The organism is Kribbella sp. NPDC104740 (genome assembly GCF_055583505.1).
Window position 1 is genome coordinate 600,299 of record NZ_JBVJNV010000001.1, and the last position, 25,724, is coordinate 626,022.

The 25,724-nt window shown below is 70.2% G+C and carries 24 protein-coding genes; 15 read left to right on the forward strand and 9 right to left on the reverse strand.

The genetic code is table 11. The annotated features are described in order from the left end of the window. Window positions 1–44 precede the first annotated feature (44 nt). Both ACZ6Z4_RS02840 and ACZ6Z4_RS02845 read left to right on the forward strand, forming a co-directional pair. The gene (locus ACZ6Z4_RS02840; protein WP_465557468.1) at window positions 45–881 is read left to right on the forward strand and encodes an SGNH/GDSL hydrolase family protein; all 837 of its coding nucleotides are present in this window, start codon (window positions 45–47) and stop codon (window positions 879–881) included. After that, on the forward strand, window positions 878–1,684 hold the full coding sequence (locus ACZ6Z4_RS02845) for an alpha/beta hydrolase family protein (protein ID WP_465557470.1): 807 nt from the start codon (window positions 878–880) through the stop codon (window positions 1,682–1,684). The genes ACZ6Z4_RS02840 and ACZ6Z4_RS02845 overlap by 4 nt, the downstream gene beginning before the upstream one ends. Window positions 1,685–1,729: 45 nt before the next feature. On the opposite strand, the gene ACZ6Z4_RS02850 is transcribed toward ACZ6Z4_RS02845, so the two are convergent. Further along, on the reverse strand, window positions 1,730–4,744 hold the full coding sequence (locus ACZ6Z4_RS02850) for an alpha-mannosidase (protein ID WP_465557472.1): 3,015 nt from the start codon (window positions 4,742–4,744) through the stop codon (window positions 1,730–1,732). Window positions 4,745–5,002: 258 nt separating this feature from the next. On the opposite strand from ACZ6Z4_RS02850, the gene ACZ6Z4_RS02855 reads away from it, so the two are divergent. Then, window positions 5,003–6,001 carry a TAXI family TRAP transporter solute-binding subunit gene (locus ACZ6Z4_RS02855; RefSeq protein WP_465557474.1) on the forward strand — a complete coding sequence of 333 codons (999 nt, stop codon included), beginning with the start codon at window positions 5,003–5,005 and terminating at the stop codon, window positions 5,999–6,001. 60 nt (window positions 6,002–6,061) lie between these two features. Here the strand turns inward: ACZ6Z4_RS02855 and ACZ6Z4_RS02860 are convergent, their stop codons facing one another. After that, window positions 6,062–7,432, reverse strand: a complete 1,371-nt coding sequence (locus ACZ6Z4_RS02860) for a sensor histidine kinase (protein WP_363667388.1) — start codon at window positions 7,430–7,432, stop codon at window positions 6,062–6,064. A 3-nt stretch (window positions 7,433–7,435) separates the two neighbouring features. Beyond that, window positions 7,436–8,101, reverse strand: coding sequence for a response regulator transcription factor (locus tag ACZ6Z4_RS02865; RefSeq protein ID WP_012918592.1), 666 nt, complete (start codon window positions 8,099–8,101; stop codon window positions 7,436–7,438). 117 nt (window positions 8,102–8,218) lie between these two features. Between ACZ6Z4_RS02865 and ACZ6Z4_RS02870 the strand changes: the two genes are divergently transcribed. Together ACZ6Z4_RS02870 and ACZ6Z4_RS02875 are read left to right on the forward strand one after the other, a co-directional pair. Continuing rightward, window positions 8,219–10,243 (forward strand): TRAP transporter permease, encoded by a 2,025-nt coding sequence (locus tag ACZ6Z4_RS02870; protein WP_465557478.1) that lies wholly within the window; start codon window positions 8,219–8,221, stop codon window positions 10,241–10,243. After that, a complete protein-coding gene (locus ACZ6Z4_RS02875; protein ID WP_465557480.1) occupies window positions 10,240–11,220 on the forward strand; it encodes a TAXI family TRAP transporter solute-binding subunit in 981 nt (326 codons plus the stop codon). Before ACZ6Z4_RS02870 ends, ACZ6Z4_RS02875 begins: the two co-directional genes overlap by 4 nt. 215 nt (window positions 11,221–11,435) lie before the next feature. On the opposite strand, the gene ACZ6Z4_RS02880 is transcribed toward ACZ6Z4_RS02875, so the two are convergent. From ACZ6Z4_RS02880 to ACZ6Z4_RS02890, 3 genes are all read right to left on the reverse strand, one after another. Next, window positions 11,436–12,086: a hypothetical protein gene (locus tag ACZ6Z4_RS02880; protein ID WP_465557482.1), complete on the reverse strand. Its 651-nt coding sequence runs from the start codon at window positions 12,084–12,086 to the stop codon at window positions 11,436–11,438. A 114-nt stretch (window positions 12,087–12,200) separates the two neighbouring features. Continuing rightward, window positions 12,201–13,235 (reverse strand): L-glyceraldehyde 3-phosphate reductase, encoded by a 1,035-nt coding sequence (gene mgrA / locus ACZ6Z4_RS02885; RefSeq protein WP_363667379.1) that lies wholly within the window; start codon window positions 13,233–13,235, stop codon window positions 12,201–12,203. A gap of 94 nt (window positions 13,236–13,329) precedes the next feature. After that, the gene (locus ACZ6Z4_RS02890) at window positions 13,330–13,680 is read right to left on the reverse strand and encodes a phosphotransferase (protein WP_465557484.1); all 351 of its coding nucleotides are present in this window, start codon (window positions 13,678–13,680) and stop codon (window positions 13,330–13,332) included. Window positions 13,681–13,758: 78 nt separating this feature from the next. Between ACZ6Z4_RS02890 and ACZ6Z4_RS02895 the strand changes: the two genes are divergently transcribed. The 3 genes from ACZ6Z4_RS02895 (at window position 13,759) to ACZ6Z4_RS02905 (ending at window position 16,751) form a co-directional block, all read left to right on the forward strand. After that, window positions 13,759–14,376: a flavin reductase family protein gene (locus ACZ6Z4_RS02895; RefSeq protein ID WP_465557486.1), complete on the forward strand. Its 618-nt coding sequence runs from the start codon at window positions 13,759–13,761 to the stop codon at window positions 14,374–14,376. A 126-nt stretch (window positions 14,377–14,502) separates the two neighbouring features. After that, window positions 14,503–15,999 carry a molybdopterin-dependent oxidoreductase gene (locus ACZ6Z4_RS02900; protein ID WP_465557488.1) on the forward strand — a complete coding sequence of 499 codons (1,497 nt, stop codon included), beginning with the start codon at window positions 14,503–14,505 and terminating at the stop codon, window positions 15,997–15,999. Window positions 16,000–16,082: 83 nt separating this feature from the next. Then, on the forward strand, window positions 16,083–16,751 hold the full coding sequence (locus tag ACZ6Z4_RS02905) for a fasciclin domain-containing protein (RefSeq protein ID WP_465557490.1): 669 nt from the start codon (window positions 16,083–16,085) through the stop codon (window positions 16,749–16,751). Between the two features lie 1,313 nt (window positions 16,752–18,064). Here the strand turns inward: ACZ6Z4_RS02905 and ACZ6Z4_RS02910 are convergent. Next, window positions 18,065–19,462 carry a pyridoxal phosphate-dependent decarboxylase family protein gene (locus tag ACZ6Z4_RS02910; protein ID WP_465557492.1) on the reverse strand — a complete coding sequence of 466 codons (1,398 nt, stop codon included), beginning with the start codon at window positions 19,460–19,462 and terminating at the stop codon, window positions 18,065–18,067. Between the two features lie 28 nt (window positions 19,463–19,490). Then, window positions 19,491–20,357: a hypothetical protein gene (locus ACZ6Z4_RS02915; RefSeq protein WP_465557494.1), complete on the reverse strand. Its 867-nt coding sequence runs from the start codon at window positions 20,355–20,357 to the stop codon at window positions 19,491–19,493. 204 nt (window positions 20,358–20,561) lie between these two features. On the opposite strand from ACZ6Z4_RS02915, the gene ACZ6Z4_RS02920 reads away from it, so the two are divergent. Beyond that, on the forward strand, window positions 20,562–21,083 hold the full coding sequence (locus ACZ6Z4_RS02920) for an acyl-CoA thioesterase (protein ID WP_465557496.1): 522 nt from the start codon (window positions 20,562–20,564) through the stop codon (window positions 21,081–21,083). Continuing rightward, window positions 21,067–21,723: a potassium channel family protein gene (locus ACZ6Z4_RS02925; RefSeq protein WP_363667363.1), complete on the forward strand. Its 657-nt coding sequence runs from the start codon at window positions 21,067–21,069 to the stop codon at window positions 21,721–21,723. The genes ACZ6Z4_RS02920 and ACZ6Z4_RS02925 overlap by 17 nt, the downstream gene beginning before the upstream one ends. On the opposite strand, the gene ACZ6Z4_RS02930 is transcribed toward ACZ6Z4_RS02925, so the two are convergent. Further along, window positions 21,720–22,340, reverse strand: a complete 621-nt coding sequence (locus ACZ6Z4_RS02930; RefSeq protein WP_465557498.1) for a TetR/AcrR family transcriptional regulator — start codon at window positions 22,338–22,340, stop codon at window positions 21,720–21,722. The two genes, ACZ6Z4_RS02925 and ACZ6Z4_RS02930, sit on opposite strands and share 4 nt — an antisense overlap. Before the next feature lie 38 nt (window positions 22,341–22,378). Between ACZ6Z4_RS02930 and ACZ6Z4_RS02935 the strand changes: the two genes are divergently transcribed. From ACZ6Z4_RS02935 to ACZ6Z4_RS02955, 5 genes are read left to right on the forward strand one after another with little or no spacing between them, the layout of a single operon-like run. Continuing rightward, window positions 22,379–23,278, forward strand: a complete 900-nt coding sequence (locus ACZ6Z4_RS02935) for a DMT family transporter (RefSeq protein WP_465557500.1) — start codon at window positions 22,379–22,381, stop codon at window positions 23,276–23,278. Between the two features lie 27 nt (window positions 23,279–23,305). After that, window positions 23,306–23,782: a MarR family winged helix-turn-helix transcriptional regulator gene (locus tag ACZ6Z4_RS02940; protein WP_465557502.1), complete on the forward strand. Its 477-nt coding sequence runs from the start codon at window positions 23,306–23,308 to the stop codon at window positions 23,780–23,782. Between the two features lie 24 nt (window positions 23,783–23,806). Continuing rightward, a complete protein-coding gene (locus ACZ6Z4_RS02945) occupies window positions 23,807–25,039 on the forward strand; it encodes a glycoside hydrolase family 3 N-terminal domain-containing protein (protein ID WP_465557504.1) in 1,233 nt (410 codons plus the stop codon). Continuing rightward, complete coding sequence (locus ACZ6Z4_RS02950; RefSeq protein ID WP_363667353.1) at window positions 25,036–25,371, forward strand: YidH family protein; 336 nt, start codon at window positions 25,036–25,038, stop codon at window positions 25,369–25,371. Before ACZ6Z4_RS02945 ends, ACZ6Z4_RS02950 begins: the two co-directional genes overlap by 4 nt. After that, entirely contained in the window at window positions 25,368–25,676 is a 309-nt protein-coding gene (locus tag ACZ6Z4_RS02955) for a DUF202 domain-containing protein (protein ID WP_465557506.1), read from the forward strand. The genes ACZ6Z4_RS02950 and ACZ6Z4_RS02955 overlap by 4 nt, the downstream gene beginning before the upstream one ends. Window positions 25,677–25,724: the final 48 nt, after the last annotated feature.

The window sequence follows — 25,724 nt, forward strand, 5'->3', positions numbered from 1 at the left end:
CCTGCAAGTATTCGGTGATCGTACGACTGCGAAGGGTGATGAGGATGCGACGAGGACGATGGGTGGCGGCGCTCGCGGCCGGCGTACTGGTGGGTGGGGCGGTCGCGGGACCGGCTCAGGCGGCCGATCCGCTGGAGTACGTCGCGCTGGGCGACTCGTCGGCCGCGGGGCCGCTGATCCTGCCGCAGATCGACCTGGCCTGCCTGCGCTCGTCGGCCAACTACCCGCACGTCGCCGCCAAGGCGCTCGGAGCGCGGCTGACCGACGTGACCTGCTCGGGCGCGGTGATCCCGGACTTCACCGGAAAGCAGTTCGGCTTCGTGCCGCCGCAGTTCCGCTCGCTGTCGGCGTCGACGGACGTGGTCACGGTCGCGATCGGCGGCAACGACACCGGGCTCGTCGCGGCCGCGCTCTCGTGCATCAACCTGCTGCCGCCGCCGGCCGGTACGTCGTGCAAGAGCCGCTTCACCGCGGGCGGCGTCGACCAGCTCGCCGCGCGGATCACGGCGACCGCGCCGGCGTTCGGCCAGGCGCTCGCGCAGATCCGTCAGCTCGCGCCGAACGCGAAGATCCTGGTCACCGGCTACGGCACGTACGTCCGCCCGAACGGGTGCTGGCCGACCGTCCCGGTCTGGGGCGTCGATGCCAACTACCTGCAGGCGACCATCGACCGCCTCAACCAGATGCTCGCCGAGCAGTCGGCCGCGCATGGTGCCCAGTACGTCGACCTGCGGACGCCGAGCGTCGGGCACGACGCGTGCGCGCCGATCGGCACGCGGTGGTTGGAGGGGCTGGTCCCGAGCTCGGTCGCCGCGCCTCTGCACCCGAGCGCCCAGGGCATGGCCGCGTTCGGGAAGATCGTCGCCGGAGCGGCGCGATGATGCGCGGCCGACTCGCAACCTGCGTGCTCGCCGTGCTGCTCGCCGCAGCGCCTCCGGCGCTCGGCGCAGCGGCGGCGCCTGCGCCGCCGGCAGCTGCAGTTGATCCGGCTTGGGCCGGCCCCGGCCCCAGCGCCGTGAAGACCCAGATCCTCGCGGCGCACACCCTCTACTACCCGGCGACCATCTCCGGCCGAGCTCCTGTGGTTGTCTGGGGCAACGGAACCGGCGCCGTACCGGGCATCTACAGCGGACTCCTCCGCCATCTGGCCAGCCACGGCTTCATCGTCGCCGCCGCGAACACCACCATATCCGGCACCGGCGCGGAGATGCGCGCGGGCATCGACCTGCTGGCGACCCTCGACCAGCAAGCCGGCAGCGACCTCCACCAGCACGTCGACCTCGACCACGTCGGCGCGGCCGGGCACTCCCAAGGCGGTCAGGGTGCGATCAACGCCGGCGCGGACGCCCGCATCGACACCACGATCCCGCTGCAACCCGGCCCGCTCGCGGCGCCGGCGAACCTGAAGAGCCCGAGCCTGTTCCTCTCCGGAGCCGCCGACACGGTCGTCCCCGCCGCGCTGGTCGCCGGCATGTGGCAGAAGGCACCGGCCCCGACCGTCTACGCGTCGCTCAAGGGCGCCACCCACATGGAGCCGACCGGTGACGGCGGCGGCTTCCGTGGTGTCGTCACCGCATGGTTCGCCTACCAACTGAAGAGCAACCCCCAGGCGGCGCGCGAGTTCACCGGCCCGAACTGCGGCCTGTGCACCGACTCCGCCTGGACCGACGTCCGCCGGAGATAGCGAAGGGGCCCCGGGCAACAACTCCCGGGGCCCCGACCAGCTAGATCAGGCCCGCTTGAACCGCAGCGTCAGGATCTGGAACGGACGCAGCGCGACCGCCACTCCACCGTCGGCCAGCTCACGGTCGGCCAGCGGCCGCTCGAGCAGGTCGACCTCGGTGACCGATGCCGCGGCGAAGCCCGGCGTCACGGTCGCCCGCGACTTGCCCCCGCTCGACTCGTACAGCCGGACGACGACGTCGCCCGACTGGTCGTCGGCCAGCTTGACCGCCTCGACGATCACGTTGCCGTTGCTCACCTCGAACAGCGGGGCAACACCCTCGGCGCCGGTGACGACGCGCTCGGGCAGGTTGATCCGGTAGCCCTCCTCGATCGCCTCCGGGATCCCGGCGCCGACGACCAGCGCGTGGTTGACCACGTGCAGGCCCTGGTCGGTCTTCGGGTCGGGGAAGCGCGGAGCGCGAATCAGCGACGTACGGATGGTGGTCGTGGTGCCACCGTCCTCCCGCGCGGTCCGGTTCACGTCGTGGCCGTACGTCGAGTCGTTGACCACGGCGACGCCGTAGCCGGGCTCGCCGACGTGCACCCAGCGGTGCGCCGCGATCTCGAACTTCGCCGCGTCCCACGAGGTGTTGGTGTGGGTCGGCCGGAAGATGTGCCCGAACTGGGTCTCCGAGGCCGACCGGTCGGCGTGCACGTCGACCGGGTACGCCGCCTTGAGGAACTTCTCCGACTCGTGCCAGTCCATCGCGGTCTCGATGTCGACCCGCTTGGTGCCCGGCCGCAGCCGCAGCGTCTGGGTGACCGTGGAGCGGTTGAAGGACCGCTTGACCACCACGGTCGCGACGCCGTCGACGGAGCTGAAGTCGACCGAGTCGACCTCGGTGACGTCGCGGACGTTGTTCTTGTAGAACGAGTCGACGTCCCAGGCGTCCCAATGGTTCGGGGTGTCGACGTGCAGCTGCAGCAGGTTCGCCGCGGTGCCGGGGGCCACGACCTCGCGGTCGGCCGCGACGTCGTACAGGGAGGTGATCAGGCCGCGCTCGTCGACGGTGACCCGGATCAGGCCGTTGTCGAGGACGTTGCCGTCGATCGTCGCCGCCTGGCCCTCGCCGGCCGCGATGCCCGCGCCCAGCCCGGCCACGCCACCACGGGTGTGCGGTGCGGCGTTGAAGACGATCTGCGCGTCACCGGAGCCGGCCAGCGCCTGCTGGGCCTTCGCGATGATCGCCTCGAGCTCCTCGGCCAGCCGCGCGTACGTCGCCTCGGCCTCGCGGTGCACCCAGGAGATCGACGAGCCGGGCAGGATGTCGTGGAACTGGTTCAGCAGCACGGCCTTCCAGATCCGGTCCAGGTCGGCGTACGGGTAGACGTCGAGCTTGCCCGCCACCACGGCCGCCGCCGACCAGAGCTCGGCCTCGCGGAGCAGGTGCTCGCTGCGCCGGTTGCCCTGCTTGGTCTTGGCCTGCGAGGTGTACGTCGCCCGGTGGATCTCCAGGTAGAGCTCACCGGACCAGACCGGCGCGTGCTCGGCGTACTCCTCCTCGGCGGCGCTGAAGAACTCGGTCGGGGACTCGATGGTGACCCGCGGCGAGGACTCCAGGTTGGCCACCCGGCGGGCGGTCGCGACGAACTCGCGGGTGGGGCCGCCACCGCCGTCGCCGTACCCGAACGGGACCAGCGAGCGGGTCGCGGCGCCGTTCTCCTGGAAGTTGCGCTGGGCGTGCGCCAGCTCGCGACCGGACAGGTCGGAGTTGTAGGTGTCGATCGGCGGGAAGTGGGTGAAGATCCGGGTCCCGTCCAGGCCTTCCCAGTTGAAGGTGTGGTGCGGGAAGCGGTTCTCCTTGTTCCAGGAGATCTTCTGGGTCAGGAACCACTTCGAGCCGGACAGCTTGACCAGCTGCGGCAGCGCTGCGGTGTAACCGAACGAGTCCGGCAGCCAGACCTCCTGGGTGTCGATGCCGTACTCGTCCAGGAAGAACCGCTTGCCGTGCACGAACTGCCGGGCCAGCGCCTCGCCGCCGGGCAGGTTGGTGTCGGACTCGACCCACATGCCACCGACCGGGACGATGGTGCCCTCGGCAACGGCCTTCTTCAGCCGCTCCCAGACCTCGGGGTAGTTGTCCTTCACCCAGGCGTGCTGCTGGGCCTGCGAGAACGCGAAGACCAGCTCCGGGTACTCCTCGGCCAGCGTGGCGACGTTGGAGACGGTCCGGGCGACCTTGCGGCGGGTCTCGCGCAGCGGCCAGAGCCACGCCGAGTCGATGTGCGCGTGGCCGACGGCGGACAGCTGGTGCGCGCTGGCGTGCGCCGGACGGCTCAGTACGTCGGTGAGCTGCGCGCGGGCGTCGGCGGCGGTGCCGGCGACGTTCTCGTAGTCCAGGGCGTCCAGGGCGCGGCTCAGCGCGCGCAGGATCTCCCGGCGCCGCGGCTCCTGCGGCGACAGCTCCTTCTGCAGCCCGTCCAGCGACTCCAGGTCGAGGATCAGGTTCCAGACGTCGGCGTTGAACACGGCCAGGTCGGCGCGGGTCAGCTGGTAGATCGGGGTCTCGCCGCGCTTGGCGCCGATGTCGACCTTGGCGTAGGCGTTGTCGAGCGGGATCTCCGGGTTCGCGGCGCCCTCGACGTAGAAGGTGATCTCGTCACCCGGCTGGGCGGCGGTGCCGTCCGGGCCGAGGATCGACAGCGGCGCGTAGGTCTGCCGCGGGTGCAGGCCCTTCAGCGGTACGCCGGAGGTGGTGTGCACCAGGCCCTCGCAGGAGAAGCCCGGGCCGCCGCTGAAACCGAGGTCGATGACGGCCTCGATCTCGGAGCCGGCCCACTCGGCCGGAACGGTGCCGCTGAACTTGAACCACGCGGTGCCCCAGGCGGGACCCCAGGGCAGGCCGATCTCGGCCGGCTCGAACGTCTGGGCCAGCGCCTCGGCGGGGGACACCGGCTCACCCGGGGCGTGCCACACCTCGATGGCCAGCGGGACGGCGGCGCCGTAGACCGCGGGGCGGATCCGCTCCCGCAGGGCGCGCTTGAGCCGCTCCTCGATCAGTTGTCGGTCGTCGTGCACGAAATCATCCTCCGCTGACGGGGTTCCGCGGCCATCCAGGCCGACTGTGTTGACAACGCTGTCACACAATCCCGGGGCCCGTCCAGACGCAAACCGCTCCGCAGCCCCCTCCCAGCACCACTTTGGGCACCGGCCAGTCACTCCCGGGCCCGATTTCTGGCTGAACGGTGCTCGAAGTCGCCGGAGCTGGACGTGGGGTGAGCAGTCGTGACCGGACCGCGATGGCATCCGCACCCTGAGCCCGACTAGGTTGTCCCCATGGATCGTCCCCGCCTGCTGACCCGCCGCCACGCGCTGGGACTGGGGGCCGCGGCCGCCGGGTCCCTGCTCCTCCCGGGCTGCTCCCGCGGCCGCTCCGACGAGCCGGCTCCCGCCGGACCCGCCAGGTTCGCCACCGGTAACGAGGGCGGCGTGTACGCCGTGTACGGCGCCGGCCTGGCCAAGCTGGTCACCGAGCAGACCGGTGTGGAGATGAAGCCGGTGATGACCGACGGCTCGGTCGCCAACCTGCGGATGCTCGCCGCCGGGAGCGCGGACATCGGCTTCAGCCTGTCCGACTCGGCGCTGGACGCCTGGGAGGGGACCCCGGGCACGGCGTTCCGCAGCGGCGCGCTGAAGAGGTTCACGGCGCTGGCCCGGACGTACGACAACTACGTGCACGTGGTGGTCCCGACCTCGTCGCCGATCGACACCCTGGACGACCTGAAGGGCAAGGTCGTCAGCGTCGGGCCGGTCAACTCCGGCACCCGCGTGGTGGCGCTGCGGATCCTGCAGACCGCGGGGATCAGCGTGCAGCAGAAGACGCTCGGCCTCGAGGCCGCGGTGCAGGGCCTGCAGGACCGGCTCACCAACCCGAAGAAGGGCATCGACGCGCTGATCTGGAGCGGCGGCCTGCCGACCAAACCGATCCTGGACCTGCAGAAGTCGATCGGGTTCAAGCTGGTCGACATCGGCGCCACCGCGCAGCAGATCGCCAGCAAGCGCTTCGGCGGCTACGTGCTGTCGTCGATCCCGCCGTCGGTGTACCAGCTGTCGACGTCGGTGCCGACGCTCGCCGTACCGAACTACCTGCTGGCCCGGAAGAACCTGTCCGACGCCTGGGCCTGGTGGACGCTGAGCACGATGTTCCGCCGGCAGGCCGACCTGATGGCCATCCACCCCGAGGCCGGCTCCCTGGACGCCCGCTCCGCGATCGCGACGATGCCGATCCCGCTGCACCCGGCGGCAGAGCGCTGGTACAAGGAGAACCACGTCTGAGAACGCCGAAAGGGCGGTGGAGGCCGTTGCCTCCACCGCCCTTTCGTGTGTCTGAAGGACTCAGTCCTCGTAGTCGTCGATCAGCGGGACCCGGACCTCGATCACCAGACCGCCACCGATCGGCGGGCGGGCCACCACCCGGCCACCCACCCGGGCGGCCTCGGAGCGGACGATCGCCAGGCCGAGCCCGGTGCCGGGCATCTCCCGGTGGTGCGCGCTGCGCCAGAACCGCTCGCCGACCTTCTTCAGGTCGCGCGATCCGAGCCCGAGCCCGTGGTCGCGCACCGACATCACCACCTCGGTGCCGTCCCGGGTGACCGAGACCTCGACCGGCGGGGCGCCGTACTTGCTGGCGTTGTCGAGCAGTACGTCGAGGATGTCGTCGACCTCGAGCTCGGCGGCGACCCCGCCCGGGACCATCTCGCCGATGATCAGCTCCAGGTCGTCGGCGGCGTACACGGCCTTCCAGCCGACCAGACGCTCCTTGACGGCCTGCGCGAGGTCCAGGGGTGCCTCGCTGCCCTCGACGTCGCCCGGGCGGTCGGAGCCGGCCAGGCGGGACAGCCGCTGGACGATCCGGCCGAGCCGGTCGATGTCGCTGAGCGCGAACCGCGCGGTCGGCGACAGCCGGGACAGGCCCTCGATGTGGATTCTTGCCGAGGTCAACGGTGTCCGGAGCTGGTGCGAGGCGTCGGCGACGAACTCACGCTCGCGCTGACGGGCCTGGTGCAGGCTGAGCGCCATCGAGTTGAAGCTGTCGCCGAGCCGGCGCAGCTCCGGCGCGCGGCCGTCGGTGGAGACCCGGGTGTCGAGCGCGCCACGGGTGACCTGGTGGGTGGCGTTGTCCAGGTCGTTCAGCGGCCGGAGCACCCAGCGGGTGACCGGGCGAACGATGCCGATGACAACGGCTCCGACCGAGATCAGCAGTCCGCCGAGCAGCAGGAGCAGACCGTTCTGGACGTCCTGGCGGCCCTTCTCGGTCGGTACCCGCAGCACCGAGGCGCCGAGCACACGGCCGTTGTTCACCACCGGGCGGGAGACGACCATCTCGCCGGACTGCCAGGGCCACAGCGCCTTCGGCTCGGCCGGCAGCCGGCCGGACAGGGTGCTGTCCAGGACCAGCTTGATGTCCGGGTCCTTCACGTCCACGCCGGAGCGCGAGGTGGCGACCACCCGGCGGTCGACGTCGACGACGAAGACCGGGGTGTTGTAGAGCTCGTGGTAGCGGACCGCCAGCTCGCGCAGGGTGGCGATGTCACCGGACTGCAGCGGCGACTCGGCCATGGTGGCGAACCAGTCGGCGTCGTTGCTGCGCGACAGGAACAGGTTGCGGGTGGTGTTGGTCGCGATGAAGTTGGCCAGCGGCACGGCCGCGACGATGGCCAGGATGGCGACCAGGGGGACGAGGGACTGCAGCAGGCGACGGCGCAACGGTCAGTCCGAACCGAGTCTGTAGCCGACGCCGCGGATCGTCTGGACCAGCTCGGGGCGGCCCAGTTTGGCCCGCAGGCTGGCGACGTGGACGTCCATCGTCCGCGAGGACGCCTCGAAGACGGACTGCCAGGCGTACAGCGCGACCTGCTCACGCGGCACCACCCGGCCGTGGTGCGCGGCCAGCACAGCTAGCACGTCGAACTCCTTGCGGGTCAGGCTGATGGGCTTGTCGGCGACCTGGACGGTGCGGGCCTCGATGTCCACGGTCAGGTCGCCGACTGTCACCCGGGGGCGGGGTTGGAGCAGTCCGGTACGGCGCAGTACGGCGTCGATCCGGGCCAGCAGCTCGGAGATCGCGAACGGCTTCACCACGTAGTCGTCGGCCCCGCTGCGCAGGCCGCGGACCCGGTCGGCCGCCTCCCCGCGCGCGGTGACCGCGATCACCGGGACGTCGGACACGGTCCGGATCTGCCGGCAGACGTTGATGCCGTCGCCGTCGGGCAGTCCGAGGTCGAGCAGGACCAGGTCGCCGGGGTCGGCCGCGAGGGCGTCGGCGGCGGTCCGGACGTGCGTCACCATCAGCCCGTACCGGCGCAGCGCGGGTATCAGCGCATTGGCGATGTCGAGATCGTCTTCGACCAACAGGATCCGCACCGCGCCGCTCATGCCGTGATCGTAGGGCAGGAGACGCTCACATGTGTCAGATCTTGGTAAAGACGTAATCACGTGACTGCGTGCCGTGGTCGGCGACACTAGTCTCCGACCACGGGAGGGAACCGGACAATGACTGTGGGTGTTGGTACGGGGGGCGGCACCGCCGCGCTCTCCGACGCCGAGCTGGCCGAGTACGAGCAGGAGAAACCCGCTCGGCGGCTGCGGCCTGCCCTGGATCTGGTGATCTCGGTCTGGTGCGCGGTGGTCAGCGTCGGCGTCCTGCTCCAGGTGTTCTTCCCGCTGTCGGCCGGCACGCAGTACTACTTAGTGATTTTTCTCGCAGCGGTTCTCCCGATCACTTTGTTGTGCTATCGGGGCTGGAAGGTGCCGGCCTTCCTGAACCCGTTCAAGGGCCGCACCCACGACGACCCGGGGATCCTGGACTGGGTCCTGGCCGCGGTCGCGCTGGTCGTCTGCCTCTACCCGCTGCTCGACTTCGACGGCTTCCTCGAGCGCCGCCAGGCGCCGACCTCGACCGACGTCCTGGTCGGCGCGCTGCTGCTGATCCTGCTGCTCGAAGCCTGCCGCCGTACGACGGGCTGGGTGCTCCCGCTGTTCAGCCTGCTCTTCATCGCCTACGCCTACTACGGCGGCTACCTGCCCTACACCTGGTCGCTCGCGCACCAGGGCTTCAACTTCGACGCGATCATCGCCCAGTTCACGATGGGCACGGCCGGCTTCTACGGCACCCCGCTCGGCGTCGCCGCCAGCTACATCGTGCTGTTCACCATCTACGGCGCCGTGCTCGACTACTCCGGCGCCGGCAAGTTCTTCATCGACCTGTCCTTCGCCGCGTTCAAGCGCAGCCGGACCGCTCCCGGCCGGACGGTGACGCTGGCCGGCTTCCTGCTCGGCAGCGTCTCCGGCTCCGGTACGGCGACCGCCGTCTCGCTCGGCACCGTGTCCTGGCCGATCCTGCGCCGCGCGGGCTACCCACCCGAACCGGCCGGCGGCATGCTCGCCGCCGCGGGCATCGGCGCGATCCTGTCCCCGCCGACGCTCGGCGCGGCCGCGTTCATCATCGCCGAGTTCCTCCAGGTCTCGTACCTGACGGTGCTCGGCTTCGCGGTGATCCCGACCATCCTCTACTACCTGGGCATCCTGCTCGCGATCGAGATCGACGCCCGCCGGCACGGCACCACCTCGGCCGAGACCTCGACCCAGTCGGCCCGCAAGCTGCTGCTCCGGTTCAGCTACCACTTCCTCTCGCTGTTCGTGATCATCGGCTTCATGGCGGTCGACGTGCCGCCGTTCAAGGCCGTCGTGTACGCCGTACTGCTGCAGATCGTGCTGTCCTTCCTCGACCGCGAGCACCGGCTCACCCCCGGGCCGCTGTTCAAGGCGCTTGCCCAGGGCACCCGATCGGTGCTGCCGGTGGCGGCCACCTGCGCGACCGCGGGCGTGATCGTCGCGGTCACCACCCAGACCGGGCTCGGGCTGAACCTGGCCGAGATCATCGTCGAGGCCGGCCGCGGCGTCACCGACGACCCGACCGTGATCCTGATCCTGACCGTGGCGCTGTCGGCGATCGCCGTGCTGATCCTCGGTCTCGCGGTGCCGGTCACCGCGTCGTTCATCATCGCCGCGGTGATCATCGCGCCGGCGCTGGTGCAGCTCGGCGTCACCCAGGCCGAGGCGTACATGTTCATCTTCTACTACGCCGTCCTGTCCGAGGTGTCGCCGCCGACCGCGCTGGCCGCCGTGGCCACCTCCGCGATCACCGGCGGCCGGACGATGGCGACGATGTGGCAGGCCTGGAAGTACACGCTGCCGGCCTTCCTGGTCCCGTTCGCGTTCGTGCTCACCGAGAACGGCGCGCACCTGCTCGGTCAGGGATCGTTCGTCGGCATGGTCTGGACGCTGGCGGTGTCGATGCTGGCGGTCGCGGCGCTGGCCGTGGTCACCGGCGGCTGGATCCTGGTCGCCACCAGCTGGGTCGAGCGGGCGCTCTGCGTCCCGGCCGCGCTGCTGCTGCTCTACCTGGCGCCCGTAACCATCGCCGCCGGAATCGGTTTGCTACTTGTTGCCGTCGTCATCAACCTGGTCCGGCGGCAGCGCCAGGCCGGACAACCGGAAGGATCCGTCACTTCATGAGAATCCGACGCCTCCCCGTCGCCGTACTCGCCCTCGCCGCCTCGGTGTCGCTGGTGGCCTGCGGCGGGCAGCGTGAACCCGAGGCCGGTGGCGCCGGGACCGACGGTGGCCGGCTGACGATTGCCACCGGCAACACCACCGGCGTGTACTACCAGCTCGGTGGCGCGCTCGCCTCGGTGATCTCGGACAAGGTCGAGGGCTACCGGGCCACCGCCAGCGAGACCGGCGCCTCGGTGCAGAACGTGCAGGGCCTGGTGGCCGGCAACTACGACATCGCGTTCTCGCTCGGCGACACCGCCGCCGACGCGGTCAAGGGCCAGAACAGCTTCCAGCAGCCGCAGGACGTGGTCGCGCTGACCCGGCTCTACCCGAACTACACCCAGGTCGCGGTCCGGTCCGGCGCGGGGATCACGAAGTTCGCGGACCTGAAGGGCAAGCGGGTCTCGACCGGCTCGCCGAACTCCGGCACCGAGGTGATCGCGCGCCGGCTGCTCGAGGCGGCCGGGCTCGACCCTGCCAAGGACGTCACCGCGCAGCGGCTCGGCCTGCCCGAGTCCGTCGACGCGATGAAGAGCGGCTCGATCGACGCGCTGGTCTGGTCCGGCGGCATCCCGACCGGTGGCATCACCGACCTGACCACGAGCCTCGGCAAGGGCGTCCAGCTGATCCCGATCACGGACCTGCTGCCGGCGCTGACGACGAAGTACGGCACCATCTATGCCGAGGGCACCATCCCGGCGGCGGCGTACAAGCAGCCGGGCGACGTGAAGACGATCATCGTTCCGAACGTGCTGCTGGTCCGCAAGAACATGCCGGACGAGCTCGCCGAGAAGCTCACCAAGGTGATCTACGACAACAAGGACGCCCTGGTCCAGGTGAACGCGGCCGCCAAGGACATCACCCTGGAGACCGCCGCCCAGACCGATCCGGTTCCGCTGCACCCGGGCGCGAAGAAGGCGCTCGAGTCCCTCAAATAACTGCACAGCTCGCTCTCCCCCGCACACCAGGCGCAGCGGGGGAGGGCGCCGGGTCCCATCTCCGCTCGTAGGCGCGACGGAGGCGGGAACCACACCTTCTCCGCTTCCAGGCGCTGTGGAGAAGGCCCCGCTCCCGCCACAACCAGGCGCAGTGGCAGGAGCACGATCGGGCCGGTCCGCGGGAGGCATCCCTCGGGCCGGTCCGATCACTTGTTTCAGCTGTCCTGGTCCTCCGGGATCTTGGCGCCGCGCAGGTAGTGCGACAGGGCCGAGTCGCGCTTGGGGTGGGCGTGGTAGTTCATCGGTACGACGCGACCTTCCGCGCTGTCCCACGCGGTGTCCGCGACCCGCCACATCCGGTGCGCCATCCGCCCGGCCATCCCGGTGTGCGGCGAGAACGGGTGCGCCCGGGTCGGCGCGACCTCCTCGGCGCTCAGCAGCCGCTCGGTCAGCGCGCTGACCTCCTCGCCGCCGAGCGTGTCGCACAGCTGCCGGCTGTACTCGGTCTCCATCCGCTCGTGCTCGTCGAGCTGGCGGTCGAGCACCCGCCAGACCTCGTCGGCCCGCAGGTGCAGCACGCGGCTGTCGCCGTACTGGCGGGCCTTCAGGAACCGCAGCGAGCGCTCGAGCTGCTTGGCGTTGCCGACGTACGCGGAGACCAGGTACCGCCCGTCGGGCAGGCGCCGGACCTTCGGCAGCAACACGTCCTCCGCGGCGGCCAGGTGCTGGGCCGCGATCGCGTAGAACCAGTCCGTCTCGTGCCGCCGGTGCGGCAGGCTCGCGTCCGGTTCGTGGGCCGGCTCGGCCAGTTCACGGATCTTCCCGTGCTCGTAGCCGAGCGCCACTTCAAGAGTAGAAGCGGTCATCGAAACCACCTCCTGGGGGTTCTCCCCAGCGTGCGCCCGCTCCCCACCACGCGCAACCGCACGTGATCGGACCGTGAGCGGCTCGGGCGCGCCGAGCCGCTCACCGAGGTGTTTCTAGTGGTCCGAGCTCTTCTTCCACAGGTTGATGCCGGCCTCGACCGCGTCCGCGTCGATGGCGTCGAGCTCCTCCTGGCTGAACTTCAGGTTCTTCACCGTGGCCAGGTTGTCCTCGAGCTGCGCGACGCTGGAGGCGCCGATCAGCGCGCTGGTGACCCGGTCGTCGCGCAGCGTCCAGGCCAGCGCGAGCTGCGCGACGGACTGGCCGCGCTGCTTCGCGATCTCGTTCAGCGCGCGGACGTGCTTCAGGGTCTCCTCGGTGAGCATGTCGGTGCTCAGCGACTTGCCCTGCGCGGCGCGCGAGTCGGCCGGGATGCCGTCCAGGTACCGGTCGGTCAGCATGCCCTGGGCCAGCGGCGAGAACGCGATCACGCCGACACCGAGCTCACCGACGGCGTCCAGCAGGTCCTCCTCGATCCAGCGGTTCAGCATCGAGTACGACGGCTGGTGGATCAGCAGCGGCGTACCGAGGTCGGCCAGGATCGCCGCCGCCTCGCGGGTCTTCTCCGCGGAGTACGACGAGATGCCGGCGTACAGGGCCTTGCCGGAGCGGACGGCCGCGTCGAGCGCGCCCATCGTCTCCTCGAGCGGGGTGTCGGGGTCGAAGCGGTGCGAGTAGAAGATGTCGACGTAGTCCAGGCCCATCCGGTCCAGCGACTGGTCGAGCGAGGCGAGCAGGTACTTGCGGGAGCCGCCGCCCTGGCCGTACGGGCCCGGCCACATGTCGTACCCGGCCTTGGTCGACAGGATCAGCTCGTCGCGGTACTTCGCGAAGTCGCGCGCGAAGTGCGTCCCGAAGTTCGTCTCGGCCGAGCCGTACGGCGGGCCGTAGTTGTTCGCCAGGTCGAAGTGGGTGACGCCCAGGTCGAACGCGCGGCGCAGGATGTCGCGCTGCGTCGCGAACGGCTTGTCGTCACCGAAGTTGTGCCACAGACCCAGCGAGATGGCCGGCAGCTGCAGACCGCTGCGTCCCGTCCGCCGATAGGCCATCTGGTCGTCGTACCGGTTCTCAGCTGCTGTGTAGTCAGTCACGAATCTCAGTCTGCACCATGTCGTGACAAGACCGCGAACCCCTTGTATTCCAGCACAACCACCGTCGATCAGACCCAGAGATCCACCTTCTTGATCAGCCCGTCCCAGGGCGCCGGCGGGCTTGAGGCGACGAACCGCAGCACGCCCAGCACGCGGCTCGCGGGGGCCGCGGTCCAGTGCCGCCCGCCGTTGTGGGCTGGTCCGGTGAGGTTCGACAGGCGGCGTCACCCCAGTCGATCAGCGCCGCGAGCTGCCCGTCGTCGCCGACCATCAGGTTCTGCGAGGCGAGATCCCCGTGCAGCAGCACCTTCGGCGAGTTCTCGTCAAAGCGCTCGCGCAGCTCGTCCATCCAGCCCTGTAACCACCGCCCAGACTCGGCATCGAGACCGCCGCGCTCGACCAACTGCTCGGCTGCCCATCCCTCGCCTCCGCTGTCGTTCGGCACACGCTCTAACGCGCCGAGTCTTCCGCCTCCGGGGATGCCGCGGCAGGCCCACCGGTTTTCGCGCGAGATACTGCACCGATGCGAGTCGATCTGGATCCGGAAGTCGTCGATGGCCGCGTCATCTACTCCGCGCTGAACTCGGTGGTGGTCCCGCGACCGATCGCCTGGGTCTCCTCGGTCTCGGCGGACGGCGTACTGAACCTCGCACCGCACTCCTTCTTCACCGTCGCCTGCGTGCGCCCGCCGATGGTCCAGTTCACCTCGGTCGGCCGCAAGGACAGCCTGAACAACGTCGAGGCCACCGGTGAGTTCGTGGTCAACTTCGCCGCCGAGCCGCTCTTCGAGCAGATCAACGCGACCGCGACCAACTTCCCGCCGGGGATCTCGGAGTTCGAGGCCGTCGGCCTGACCACCGAACCCTCGACGACCGTCGCGGTGCCGCGCGTCGCCGAGTCCCCGGTCGCGATCGAGTGCACGCTGCACACCACCCTCGAGCTCGGCGACTGCACGGTCGTGATCGGGCGGGTCCGTCACATCGCCATCGCCGAGGACGTGATGGACGGCGACCACCCGGACATCCAGCGCCTCCGCCCGCTGGCCCGCCTCGGCAAGAACGAGTGGTCGACGATCGGCGAGATCCTCGACATCACCCGCATCCGCTACGACGACTGGCCGGGGCACTACGACCAGAAGTAGCTGACCTGGCAGGAGCTTCCCGCCTGCTCGAAGAAATCTTCTCCAGTGACCCATCCGGGTCGAGCACAGGTCCGAAGTCCGGGCATGACTGTGCGGCAGCGAGTACTCGGAGCGGTAGGTGGCCTGGTGGCCGCCGGAGCCGGCCTCGGGCTCGGCGAGCTGACCGCGGCGATCGCCGGCGGCACCTCACCGGTCGTTGGCGTCGGCACCCAACTGATCGACCTCGCGCCCGGCCCGGCCAAGGACTGGGCGGTGAAGAACCTCGGCACCGCCGACAAACCGATCCTGGTCGGCGGCGTACTGGTCGCGGTGGCCATCTTCGCGCTCGCCGCCGGAGCAATCGGCGTCAAGCGCCCCCGGGTCGCGCTCGGAATGACCGTCCTGCTGGGTTTGCTGGCCATCCTCGCAGCGGCCACCGGACGATCGCTGGCCTCCAACGGATTCGTCCGGGTGCTCCCCGGTGTGATCACGTTGCTGGTAGCAACGATCGGGATGTGGCTCGTACTACGGGCAGGCGGCTACCTGACCCGCAGAAAGCCCGAAGCCGAAGCCCCGGAGGGCTTCGACCGCCGCAAGTTCCTGGCGACGACGTTCGCCTTGGGCGCTGCGGGTGTCGCGGGCGGAGCGGTCGCTCGGTTCCTCCCGGACGGCGTCGACGAAGCAACTCGTCGCGGCATCCGCTTGCCCGTACCCGCGAGCCGGGCGAAGCCCTTACCCGCAGGCGTCTCCGCGGATGTCGCCGGCGTCAGCCCCTTCACCACCCCCAACAAGTCCTTCTACCGCGTGGACACGCTGCTCACCGTCCCGAAGGTCGACCCGCGCAACTGGGAGCTCCGCATCCACGGCATGGTCGACCGTGAGCTCCGGCTGAACTTCGCCGACCTGCTCAACCGCCGCGTGATCGAACGCGACATCACCCTGACCTGCGTCTCGAACGAGGTCGGCGGCCCGTACGTCGGCAACGCGCGCTGGATCGGCGTACCGATCGCTGAGATCCTCCGCGAGGCCGGCGTGCAGGACGGTGCCGACGCGGTGAAGTCCACGAGCGTCGACGGCCTGACCATCGGTACGCCGCTGCAGGCGCTGACCGACGGCCGGGACGCGATCTTCGCGATCGGTATGAACGGTGAGCCGCTGCCGTTCGACCACGGCTTCCCGGTCCGGATGGTCGTCCCCGGTCTGTACGGTTACGTCTCGGCGACCAAGTGGATCGTCGACTTCGAGGTCACCCGCTTCGACGACTTCAGCGCCTACTGGACCGACCGCGGCTGGTCGGTCGAGGCGCCGATCAAGACCTCGTCCCGCATCGACGTCCCCAAGGGCTTCGCCCGGATCAAGCCCGGCCCGGCGGTCGCCGCCGGGGTCGCCTGGGCCCAGCACCGCGGGATCGCCAAGGTCGAGGTCCAGGTCGACGACGGCCCCTGGCAACCCGCCCAGCTCGCGGACGAGGCCGGCATCGACATCTGGCGCCAGTGGACCTTCCGCTGGAACGCGACCCCGGGCAACCACACCCTCACCGTCCGGGCCACCGACCGGACCGGCCAAGTCCAGACCGCGGACCGTGCCGCTCCCCGCCCCAACGGCTCCAGCGGCCTCCACAACACGGTGGTGATGGTCGAGTAGCCACGCACAGAGCCCAAAACTTCCACAGAACAACGAACTTCTCGAAGTACTGATCCAGCACCACTCAAAGGAGAACGATCATCATGGCGAACACCCTCAAGCGCGTCACCATCTCCGCCGCGGCCGTTTCGTTGCTGTTCGCAACGGCTGCCTGTGGTGGCGGCGACGACACCGCCGGCAGCGGCAGCAACCCGTCGACCAGCACCTCCTCGACGCCGATGGACACCCCGAGCGCCACCCCGTCGGCCGACAACATGTCCGGCCTGGTCGGCCCGGGCTGCGCCGACTACGCCAAGGCCAACGCCACCGGCGCCGGCTCGATCGACGGCATGGCCGCCGCCCCCGTCGCGACCGCCGCGTCCGGCAACCCGCTCCTGAAGACCCTGGTCGCCTCGGTGTCGGGCAAGCTGAACCCGAAGGTCGACCTGGTCTCGACCCTCAACGGCGGCGAGTTCACCGTCTTCGCCCCGGTCGACTCGGCCTTCGCGAAGATCCCCGCCGCGACCATCAACACCCTGAAGACCGACAGCGCCCTGCTGACCAAGATCCTGACCTACCACGTCGTTCCGGGCCAGCTCGACCCGACCGCCGTCGTCGGCAAGCAGACCACCGTCGAAAAGGGCGCCGTCACCGTCACCGGCTCCGGCGACAACCTGATGGTCAACAACGCCAAGGTCATCTGCGGCGGCGTCAAGACCGCCAACGCCACGGTCTACCTGATCGACACGGTCCTGATGCCCCCGGCCGCCTGATCTGCGGCGCTCGCTGAGCCCGCCGGTAGCTCCCACCCAGGAGCTACCGGCGGGCTCGCGCGTATGCGGAAGCCGCCCGCGGCGCTGCGTATGCGGAGTTCACCGATGGGCTCGTGCACGTGAGCAGGCCAGCGGTGGGCCCGCGTGCTTAGGAGACCGAGCGGCGGGCCGCACACAAGGCAATCCAGCGGTGGGCTTGTGCGCGTGGAAGTCTGCGGTGGATCGCGCACATGAGGACCGGACGGCGGCTCACGTACGGGGAAGCCCGCGGTGGGCTCGCGCATGAGGAGCCAGTTGGGGCTCGCGCACGTGAGCAAGGCAGCGGTGGGCTCGTGCGCATGAGGAAGCCAGGCGCGGTCTCGTGCATCGGTTGAGCGCGGCCGTTGGCCGGGCGAGCAGAGTGCAGGGGCGATCTGTCGGGAGGGCGAAACGCAGTCATCACGTGGGTCTGCGGGTGTGGGCGCAGCGGCCGAACGCGACGGCGGCTGGCGAGATCCGGCAGCCGGGGAGCCCGGGAAGGCACGGCGCGTCGGGCGGTGGCGCGGGAGCGACACCGAGCGGCGCCCAGCGGTGGGCTCAGGCACATGCGTAGGCGAAGGGCGGGCTCGCGTGTGAGGAGCCGGCGGCGAGCTCGTGGGGCTGGTTGAGCGCAACTGTTGGTCGGGAGGGCAGGGCGACCTGGGGGAAGTTGGAAGGCAGGCAGCCAGCTGGACCGCGGATGCGGGTGCAGCGGCCGAGCCATATGACGGGTGGCGGAACCCAGCAGGCGGTGAACGCGGGTAGGAAGGTCGCGCCAGTGGCGAGGTGAGAGTCTCGACGGCAGTACACCGTCCCGCGATGAGGCGGGGACAGGGACGGCAGCGTGCGTCGTCCTGCGTTGGGACAGGGGACGCCGTCGGGTGGTGATGGGGGCAGGGGCGGGACCGGTTCGTCCGGGGTGCGCACGGGTGTAGGGGGCGGCGGTGGGCTTGCGCGTGTGAGGAAGTGGGCGGCGGGCGGGCTCGCGCACGGGTGGAACGCAGAGGTGGGCTCGGAGGTGTGAGGAAGCGAGCGGTGGGCGAGCTCGCACACAGGTGGGACCCAGAGGTGGGCTCGGGGTGTGAGGAGCCGGTCGCGGGCTCATGGCGGTGTGGAGAGCGGTCAGTTGTTGAACGAGGTGCCTGGTGAGGCGGCGAAGTGCGCCGCAGACGTCCGTGTGACGGCTGGGGAACGAGTGGTCGGTGAGTGCGTTGCTGGCTGGCGTCGCGTTCGTTGGATGGTCGTGGCGTGGTGTGTGTTTGTTGCCTAGGGCTCCGATCTGCGCATCGTGGGGGTCACTCGGCGTGGTGGCGGTGTTGGGTTTTGTTGGCTGCGGTGATGATTGCTTGGACTGAGAGGGCGACGTCTGCCTCGGTGGTGAGGTGGTTGGAGACTGAGATTCGCATGTAGCGGCGGTTTTGCCAGGTGGTGCCGCCCATCCAGCAGGTGCCGGAGGTTTGGATTTCGGTGATTACTTCGTCGGTTGTGGTGTTGGAGCCGAAGGAGACCAGGACCTGGTTGAGGACTACCTGGTTGGCGATTTCGTAGCCGGCTTCTTCTAGTTGCGTGGCGAAGGAGCGGGCTAGGGCGCAGGTGCGGGTGACGAGGTCTTGGACGCCTTTGCGGCCTAGTTCTTGGAGGGCGGCCCAGGCGGCTAGGCCTCGGGCTCGGCGGGAGGATTCTAGGGCGTAGTCGCCTGGTTCGGGTTCGCCGGAGGCGACGAGGTACGAGGCGCTGTAGGAGAGGGCGTCGGCGTGTGACTTGGGGTGGGCGGAGAAGACGAAGCCGCTGTCGTACGGGAGGTTCAGCCATTTGTGGCCGTCGCAGGCCCAGGAGTCGGCGCGGTCCAGGCCGGTGACCTGGTGGGCGTGGGTGGGGCTGGCCGCCGCCCAGAGGCCGAAGGCGCCGTCGATATGGGCCCAGCCGCCGTGTTCGTGGATCAGGTCGCAGGCTTCGCCGAGGGGGTCGGCGGCGCCGGTGTTCACGTTGCCGGCTTGGAGGCAGACGATGAGCGGGCCGGTGTGGCCGGTGAGGTGGGTTCGCAGGGCTTCGAGGTCCAGGGCGCCGTTGGTGTCGGCGGGGACCAGTTCGAGGGAGCGGGAGCCGAAGCCCAGGAGGCGTAGGGAGCGATCGATGGTGGCGTGGCGTTCTTCGCCGGCGACGATGCGGACCTTGGGGGCGCCGTTGAGGCCGTCGGACTCGACGTCCCAGCCGGCTTGGTTGAGGACGTGGTGGCGGGCTGCCAGCAGGGCGACGGTGTTGGCTGACTGGCCGCCGGTGGTGAAGCCGGTCGACGCTGTGGGTGGGAGGCCGAGGAGGTCCTTCAGCCAGTCGGCGGCTGCTTGTTCCGCGGCTGCCGTCGTGGGGGAGAGGACGCTGTTCCAGGCGTTCTGGTCCCAGCCGGCGGCGAGGATCTCGGCGGCGGTGGCGGAGGGGAGTGCGCCGCCGACGACGAAGCCGAAGTAGCGCGGGCCTGCGCTCGCGACGATTCCTGGGTCTGCGGTGGCGATGAGGTCCTCGATGATCTCCGGTGCCGGCCGGCCGGTGTCGTTGAGCGGGCGGCGGAAGGCGGCGCGGACCTTCGGGTAGGACTGCGCGGCACCGACCGGGCGCTCGGCGAGGGAGTCGCGGAAGGCGGCGGCGTGGGCCGCGGCGCGGGTGAAGAGCTCGTGGGAGGGCGACGAGGGCTGCATGGTCTGACTGTCCCATTCGGTCGGGGGATCAGGGCAAGGTGCGGGTCAGGGCTTGGAGGGCCGGGGTCAGGTGGATGGACTGGAGGTCGTCGGGCTGGGTGGTCGCGGGGGACCAGCCGGCGGCGGTGACGTGGTGGATCCATGGGGTCAGTGGGCCGGGTTGGGTGGTGTGGGTGCGTAGGGAGAGGCCGAGCATCACGGCCAGGGCGGGGAGGATCGAGAGGTCTTCGATGATGCGGATCAGGAGCAGGCTGCGGGCTGGGAGGGCGACCAGTACGCCGTGTGGTGGGTTCTCGGTGTGCAGGGTTTCGCGGAGGACGGTGTCGAGGACGAGCGCCCGGGAGGCGGCGAAGGTGGAGCCGCTGAGAGCGGTGATGGTCGCGCCCTCGTGGGTGAAGTGCTCGACGTGGTCGGGGTGGTGCCGGAGGTTGGTCAGGGCGGTGTCGAGGGCCTCCTCGCGGGTCATGCCGAAGTCGTTCGGGTCGAGGTGGAGGGTGACGACACCGTCGGTGTGGGTTGCGGGGACGGCCAGGAGACCGGGGAGGAACTCGGGCATGCCGGCTGTCCAGCTGGGTGGGAGTGCGGTGGTGGGGACGAGTCGCGCGATCAGGTCGTGAGTGGGATCGGTGGGTGGTGGAGGTGGGCCGTCACTGAGGTGGGCGCCCAGGCGGTTGAAGTGGTCGCTCACGAGGCGGGGCCAGCGGTGGGGGTGTTCGGGGGCGACGACGCGGGCCAGGTTGCTCAACCCGGCGACGAGGTCGGAGTTGAGCTGAGGGAGCAGCGGGCCTGGCGAGAGGAGCAACGCGTCGGTGCCGTCGAAGGTCGCGTGCAGGCCGTGCTCGCCGGCGGCGTCGAGCGCAAGCCGGATGAGCTGAGCGGTCTGCGGGCCGGTCAACGGAGCCAGCACAGGGTCGGGAGCACTGCCCGGCCTGTGCGCAGAGTTGTTGCCTGGGGCCCGTTCCGGGGGTCGGTGAATGGTCATGTTTGCCTCCTTGCCAAGAAAAGTACGAGGACTTCGGCGGCCGGAGACGACGAGTTCGCAGGCTGTGGACAAGGCGACCGTTATCCTGCCCGCAGTCGAGTTCCTGGAGGGTGAGGTATGGCGGAGACCCCGGCGTCGCGACCGTCGTCGGCGGCGCGGTTGTCGTTGTCGCACATCACGGCGCAGAACGAGACCAACCTGCTCGGCACCGTGCACGGTGGCGTGATCATGACGCTGGTCGACTCGGTCGCGGGTGTCGTCGCGGCCCGGCACTCGGGTGGCCCGGCGGTCACCGCGTCGATGGACGAGATGCAGTTCCTGGTCCCGGTCCGGGTCGGCGACGTCGTGCACTTCACCGCCCAGGTGAACTGGACCGGCCGCAGCTCGATGGAGATCGGGGTCCGGATCACCGCCGACCGCTGGGACTCGGTCGGTCCGCAGGTGCACGTCGCCACGGCGTACCTGGTGTTCGTCGCCGTCGACTCCGACGGTCAGCCGCGGCTCGTTCCGCAGGTCGAGCCGGAGAACGACGAGGACCGGCGGCGGATGCGCGAGGCCGAGATCCGGCGCAGCCACCGGCTGGCCCGGCGCAAGGCGATCATCGCCTCCCGCGAGGATCTCGATGACGCTGGTCACTAGCGCCCGGCGGCACCCGTCGGCCGTGCTGCTGGTCGTGCAGCTGCTCGGCGTCCTGGTGTATCCCGCGATGGAAGGGTCGCGGGCGGGCCGGGTCGGGTTCGAGACGCTCGGGATCATCGTGCTGGTGCTGGCGGTCTTCTCGGTCCGCTCGACGCCCGGTCTGACCTGGGTCAGCGTGTGTCTGGGGATCCCGGCCGTGGTGCTGTCACTGGTCGACGCGATGCGCCCGACCGAGGCGATCGTGCCGATCTCGGGCGCGTTCCACGCGGCGTTCTACTTCTACGCGGCGTACAGCCTGCTGCGGTACATGCTGTCCGACCACGACGTCAGCGTCGACGAGCTGTACGCGACCGGCGCGACGTTCACGCTGGTGGCGTGGGGTTTCGCGTACGTCTTCGTGGTCGTCCAGGCGCTCGACCCAGGCAGCTTCATCGCCGCGGTGAACCCGCAGAACGACCGGACCTGGATGGAGCTGCTCTTCCTGAGCTTCACCACGCTGTCCAGCACGGGCCTGAGCGACATCGTGCCGATCAAGTCGTGGGCGCGCTCGGTGGTCATGCTCGAGCAGCTGGCCGGTCTCGGGTACGTCGCGATGGTGGTCTCGCGTCTCGTCGGTCTCACGGTCGCCAAGCGCAGCTAAGCGCGCGGCCACCCGGCCAACAGATCATCGGCAGCCCGCAGCGCCACCTCCGGCGCATGAGGCATCACCCGGTAGCTCACCAGCGCCCCCTCGTGCAGCAGCAGCAACCGATCCGCCAGCTCCTCCACCTCAGCGAACCCGGCCAGCTCCGCCTGCGCCACGAACTCCGCCCGCATCCACTGCTTCTGCCCCACGATCACCGGCATCGCCGGATGGTCCGGCGCCGCCAGCTCGATGCTCGCGTTGATGAACCCGCAGCCGCGCTGCGACTCCTCCATCCACTCGCCCAGCGCCGCGAACAGCGCCAGGATCACGTCCTCAGGCCCTGAAGGCGCCCGCCGCGCGAGCTGGGCGTCGAGGAACGCGTGCCACTGCCGGTTCCGCTCCTCCAGGTACGCCGCGATCAGCCGGTCCTTCGACCCGAACCGGTCGTACAGCGTCTTCTTCGTCACCTCGGCCGCGTCCGCGATCGCGTCCACCCCGACCGCCCGTACGCCGTACGCGTAGAACAACGTCGAGGCCGCGGAGAGGATCCGCTCGCCGGCCGGCGTCAGCCGCTCGGCCGGGACCAGGGCGCGCTCCACGAGCAGGGTGGGTCTCAGCTGCTGATCGACCATACTGACAGTATACCGACCGGTATGGTTACGTCACTCGTATGACCATCGCAGCAGCCGCCCGCCAGAGATCGCAGGCCGTCCCGGCGCTGGCCGGCGCCGGGTTCGTCGTGTTCTGGAGCTCCGGCTTCATCGGCGCCCGCTGGGGTACGACGTACAGCTCCGCGGTCGACCTGCTCGCCTGGCGCTTCCTGCTCGCCGGGACGATCGCCGCCGTGATCCTCGCGATCCGCCGACCGAGCATCAGTCGCCAGGACCTGATCACCCACGGCGCGATGGCCTTCCTGACCCAGTTCGTCTACCTCGGCCTGATCTTCGCCGGGATCGACCACGGCATCCCGGCCGGAATCACCGCCCTGATCGGGTCCCTCCAGCCGATCCTGATCGCCACCGTCGCCGGGCCGCTCCTCGGCGAACGCGTCACCGCGCTGCAGTGGACCGGACTGCTCGTCGGCCTCGGCGGCGTCGGCCTGGTCGTCGCCGACGACCTCGGCCACGGCTCCCCGCTGCTCTTCCTGCTCCCGTTCGGCGGTCTGCTCGGCCTCGCCGCTGGGACGGTTCTCGAACGCAAGCGCAAGCCGCAGGCCCACCTCCTCGACGCGCTCTGCCTGCAGAGCCTGGTCTCCGGCGTCCTCTTCCTCAGCTTCGCCCAGGCGACTCGGCAGATGACTGTCCCGCACGACCTCGGCTTCTACGGCGCCGCCGTCTGGCTCGTCGTCCTCTCGACCACCGGCGGCTGGGGTCTGTACCTGGTCAACCTGCGCCTCTCCGGCGCGACCAGGGTGAGCTCGCTGCTCTACCTCGTCCCGCCGACCACGATGCTGCTGGCGTACCTGATGTTCCACGAGACGATCGGCTGGCTCGCCGCCGCCGGGATCGTGATCTGCGCGGTCGCGGTCGGACTGATTCGTCGTCCCGACCACCGTGCCGTCCGGACGTGAAGACCCCGGGATGGCTACGCTTCGGTGATGGCGGAACCCCGGTGGCTGGACGATCGAGAGCAGCAGGCCTGGCGCGCGTTCATCGCGGCGCAGCGGGTGGTCAACGGGCGGATCGAGCAGCAGCTCCAGCGCGACGCCGGGATGCCGCACACGTACTACGAGATCCTGGTCCGGCTCTCCGACGCGGCCGACGGCCGCCTGCGGATGAGCGAGCTCGCGGTCGCCACGCTGGGTTCGCGCAGCCGCCTGTCGCACGCGGTGAACCGCCTCGAGCAGGTCGGCTGGGTACGCCGTGAGGGCATCTCCTCGGACCGCCGCGGGCAGGTCGCGATCCTCACCGACGCGGGCCGCGAGAAGCTCGAGGAGACCGCGCCGGGACACGTCGAGACGGTCCGCTCCGCGGTCTTCGACCCACTGACCACCGAGCAGGTCCAGCAGCTGCACGACATCTGCGCCGCGCTGGTCCGCCACTCCGACGACAGTGCCTCCTGGGAGTCCAGCTGAGGGGTGCGGTAACAATGGGCAGCGATGAAGACCTTCCAGGGAGTCGCAGCCGTCGCAGCCACCGCCCTTCTGCTGACCGCCTGCGCTGACACGAGCTCACCGACGGCCGGCCCGAGCACCGCGCCGTCGTCGTCGGTCCCGCTCCCGCCGTCGAACACGCCACCGCCGGTCAGCACCCCGACCGACCAGCCCAGTACGCCGTCCGGCACGCCGCAGACCGGCTGCCTCGACCAGAAGCTGGCCGGGCTCACCCTGCGCGAGCGCGCGGCGCAGCTGATCATGACGGGCATCACCGCGACCGGGATGACCTCGGCCGAGCGGACCGTCGTACGGGGTCGTAAGCCTGGTGGCGTTCTGCTGATGGGCAACGGTGGCAGCCTGACGCACACCCGGACGGCGATGGCCGCCGCGACCGCCGCGGCCACGGTGAACGGGATCAAGCCGTTCGTCGCCGCGGACCAGGAAGGCGGCAAGATCCAGCGCCTGAAGGGAACCGGCTTCGACCGGATCCCGGCCGCGACCGTGCAGGCCGGCTGGTCGGCGCAGAAGCTCACCAGCGAGGCGACCCAGTGGGGCCGGCAGCTCAAGCAGGCCGGGGTGAACCTCGACCTCGCGCCGGTCGCGGACGTCGTACCGAAGTCCCTCGGCGACGACAACGCGCCGATCGGCGCGCTCGACCGCGGCTACGGCAGTACGCCGGGCCCGATCGGCGTGCACGTCGCCGCCTTCGTGAAGGGCATGGACGCCGCGGGCGTGATGACGTCGGTCAAGCACTTCCCGGGCCTCGGCCGGGTGCGCGGCAACACCGACTTCTCCTCGGGCGTCGTCGACACCGTCACCGTCCGCGGTGACGCCGACCTGGCGCCGTTCGCGGCCGGGATCGAGGCCGGCAGCGACCTGGTGATGGTCTCCACCGTCACCTACACCAAGATCGACAAGACCAACCGGGCCGTCTTCTCGCCGACGATCGTCCAGGGGATGCTGCGTGGCGACCTCGGGTACGACGGCGTGGTGATCACCGACGACGTCGGCGCCGCCGCCGAGGTGGCGTCGGTGCCGGCCGGCGACCGCGCGACGCTGTTCATCGAGGCCGGTGGCGACGTGGTGATCACGGCCAAGGCGTCGCTGACGGCGACGATGGTCGACGCGGTGGTCGCGAAGGCCCAGCAGGACAAGAAGTTCTCCGCCCAGGTCGACGCCAGCGTGCGCCGGGTGCTCGCGCTCAAGCAGAGCCGGGGACTGGTGAGCTGCGGGTGATCCCGGACGAGGAGCCCGACTACCGGTTCACGCTCGCCAACGAGCGCACCTACCTGGCGTACCTGCGGACATCACTCGCCTGTTATGCCGGTGGGCTGTCCGCGGTCCAGTTCCTCGACCTCGGCCGGGACCGCTGGCCGGCCCGGATCATCGGCATCGTGCTCGTCGGTGCCGGTCTGCTCACCACGGCAGGCGCATTCCGCCGCTGGCAGGCGAATCTGACCGCGATGCGCAGCGGCGGGCCGCTGCCGGTGACCCGGCTCCCGTTGGTGCTCGGGGCAACGATCGTGGTGGTCGGGCTGGTCGGCCTGCTGTTCGCGCTCTGGCGATGACCCGCGACCCCGGTCTGCAGCCCGAGCGCACGCTGCTCGCGTGGCGGCGGACGGCGCTCGGCCTAGTCGCCAACGGGGTGCTGCTGTTCGCCTCCGGGCACGGAAGTTCCGCCGTACGGACCGGATTGGGCATCGTGGTGATCGTGCTGGCGCTGGCCTGCTGGGCCGCTGTCAGCGCGGTCTTCCGCAAAGCCTCCGGGGACAGGCCGCCGGGCTTCCTGGGCCAGGAGCGGGTGCTTCAGGCCGCCGCGGGGCTGGTCCTGCTGGTCGGACTCTTCGACCTGTACGCCGTGATCACCCGCTGAAACCGCCTGGTCACGGATTGGTTGCACTGAGTCTATGTGTTCACCATC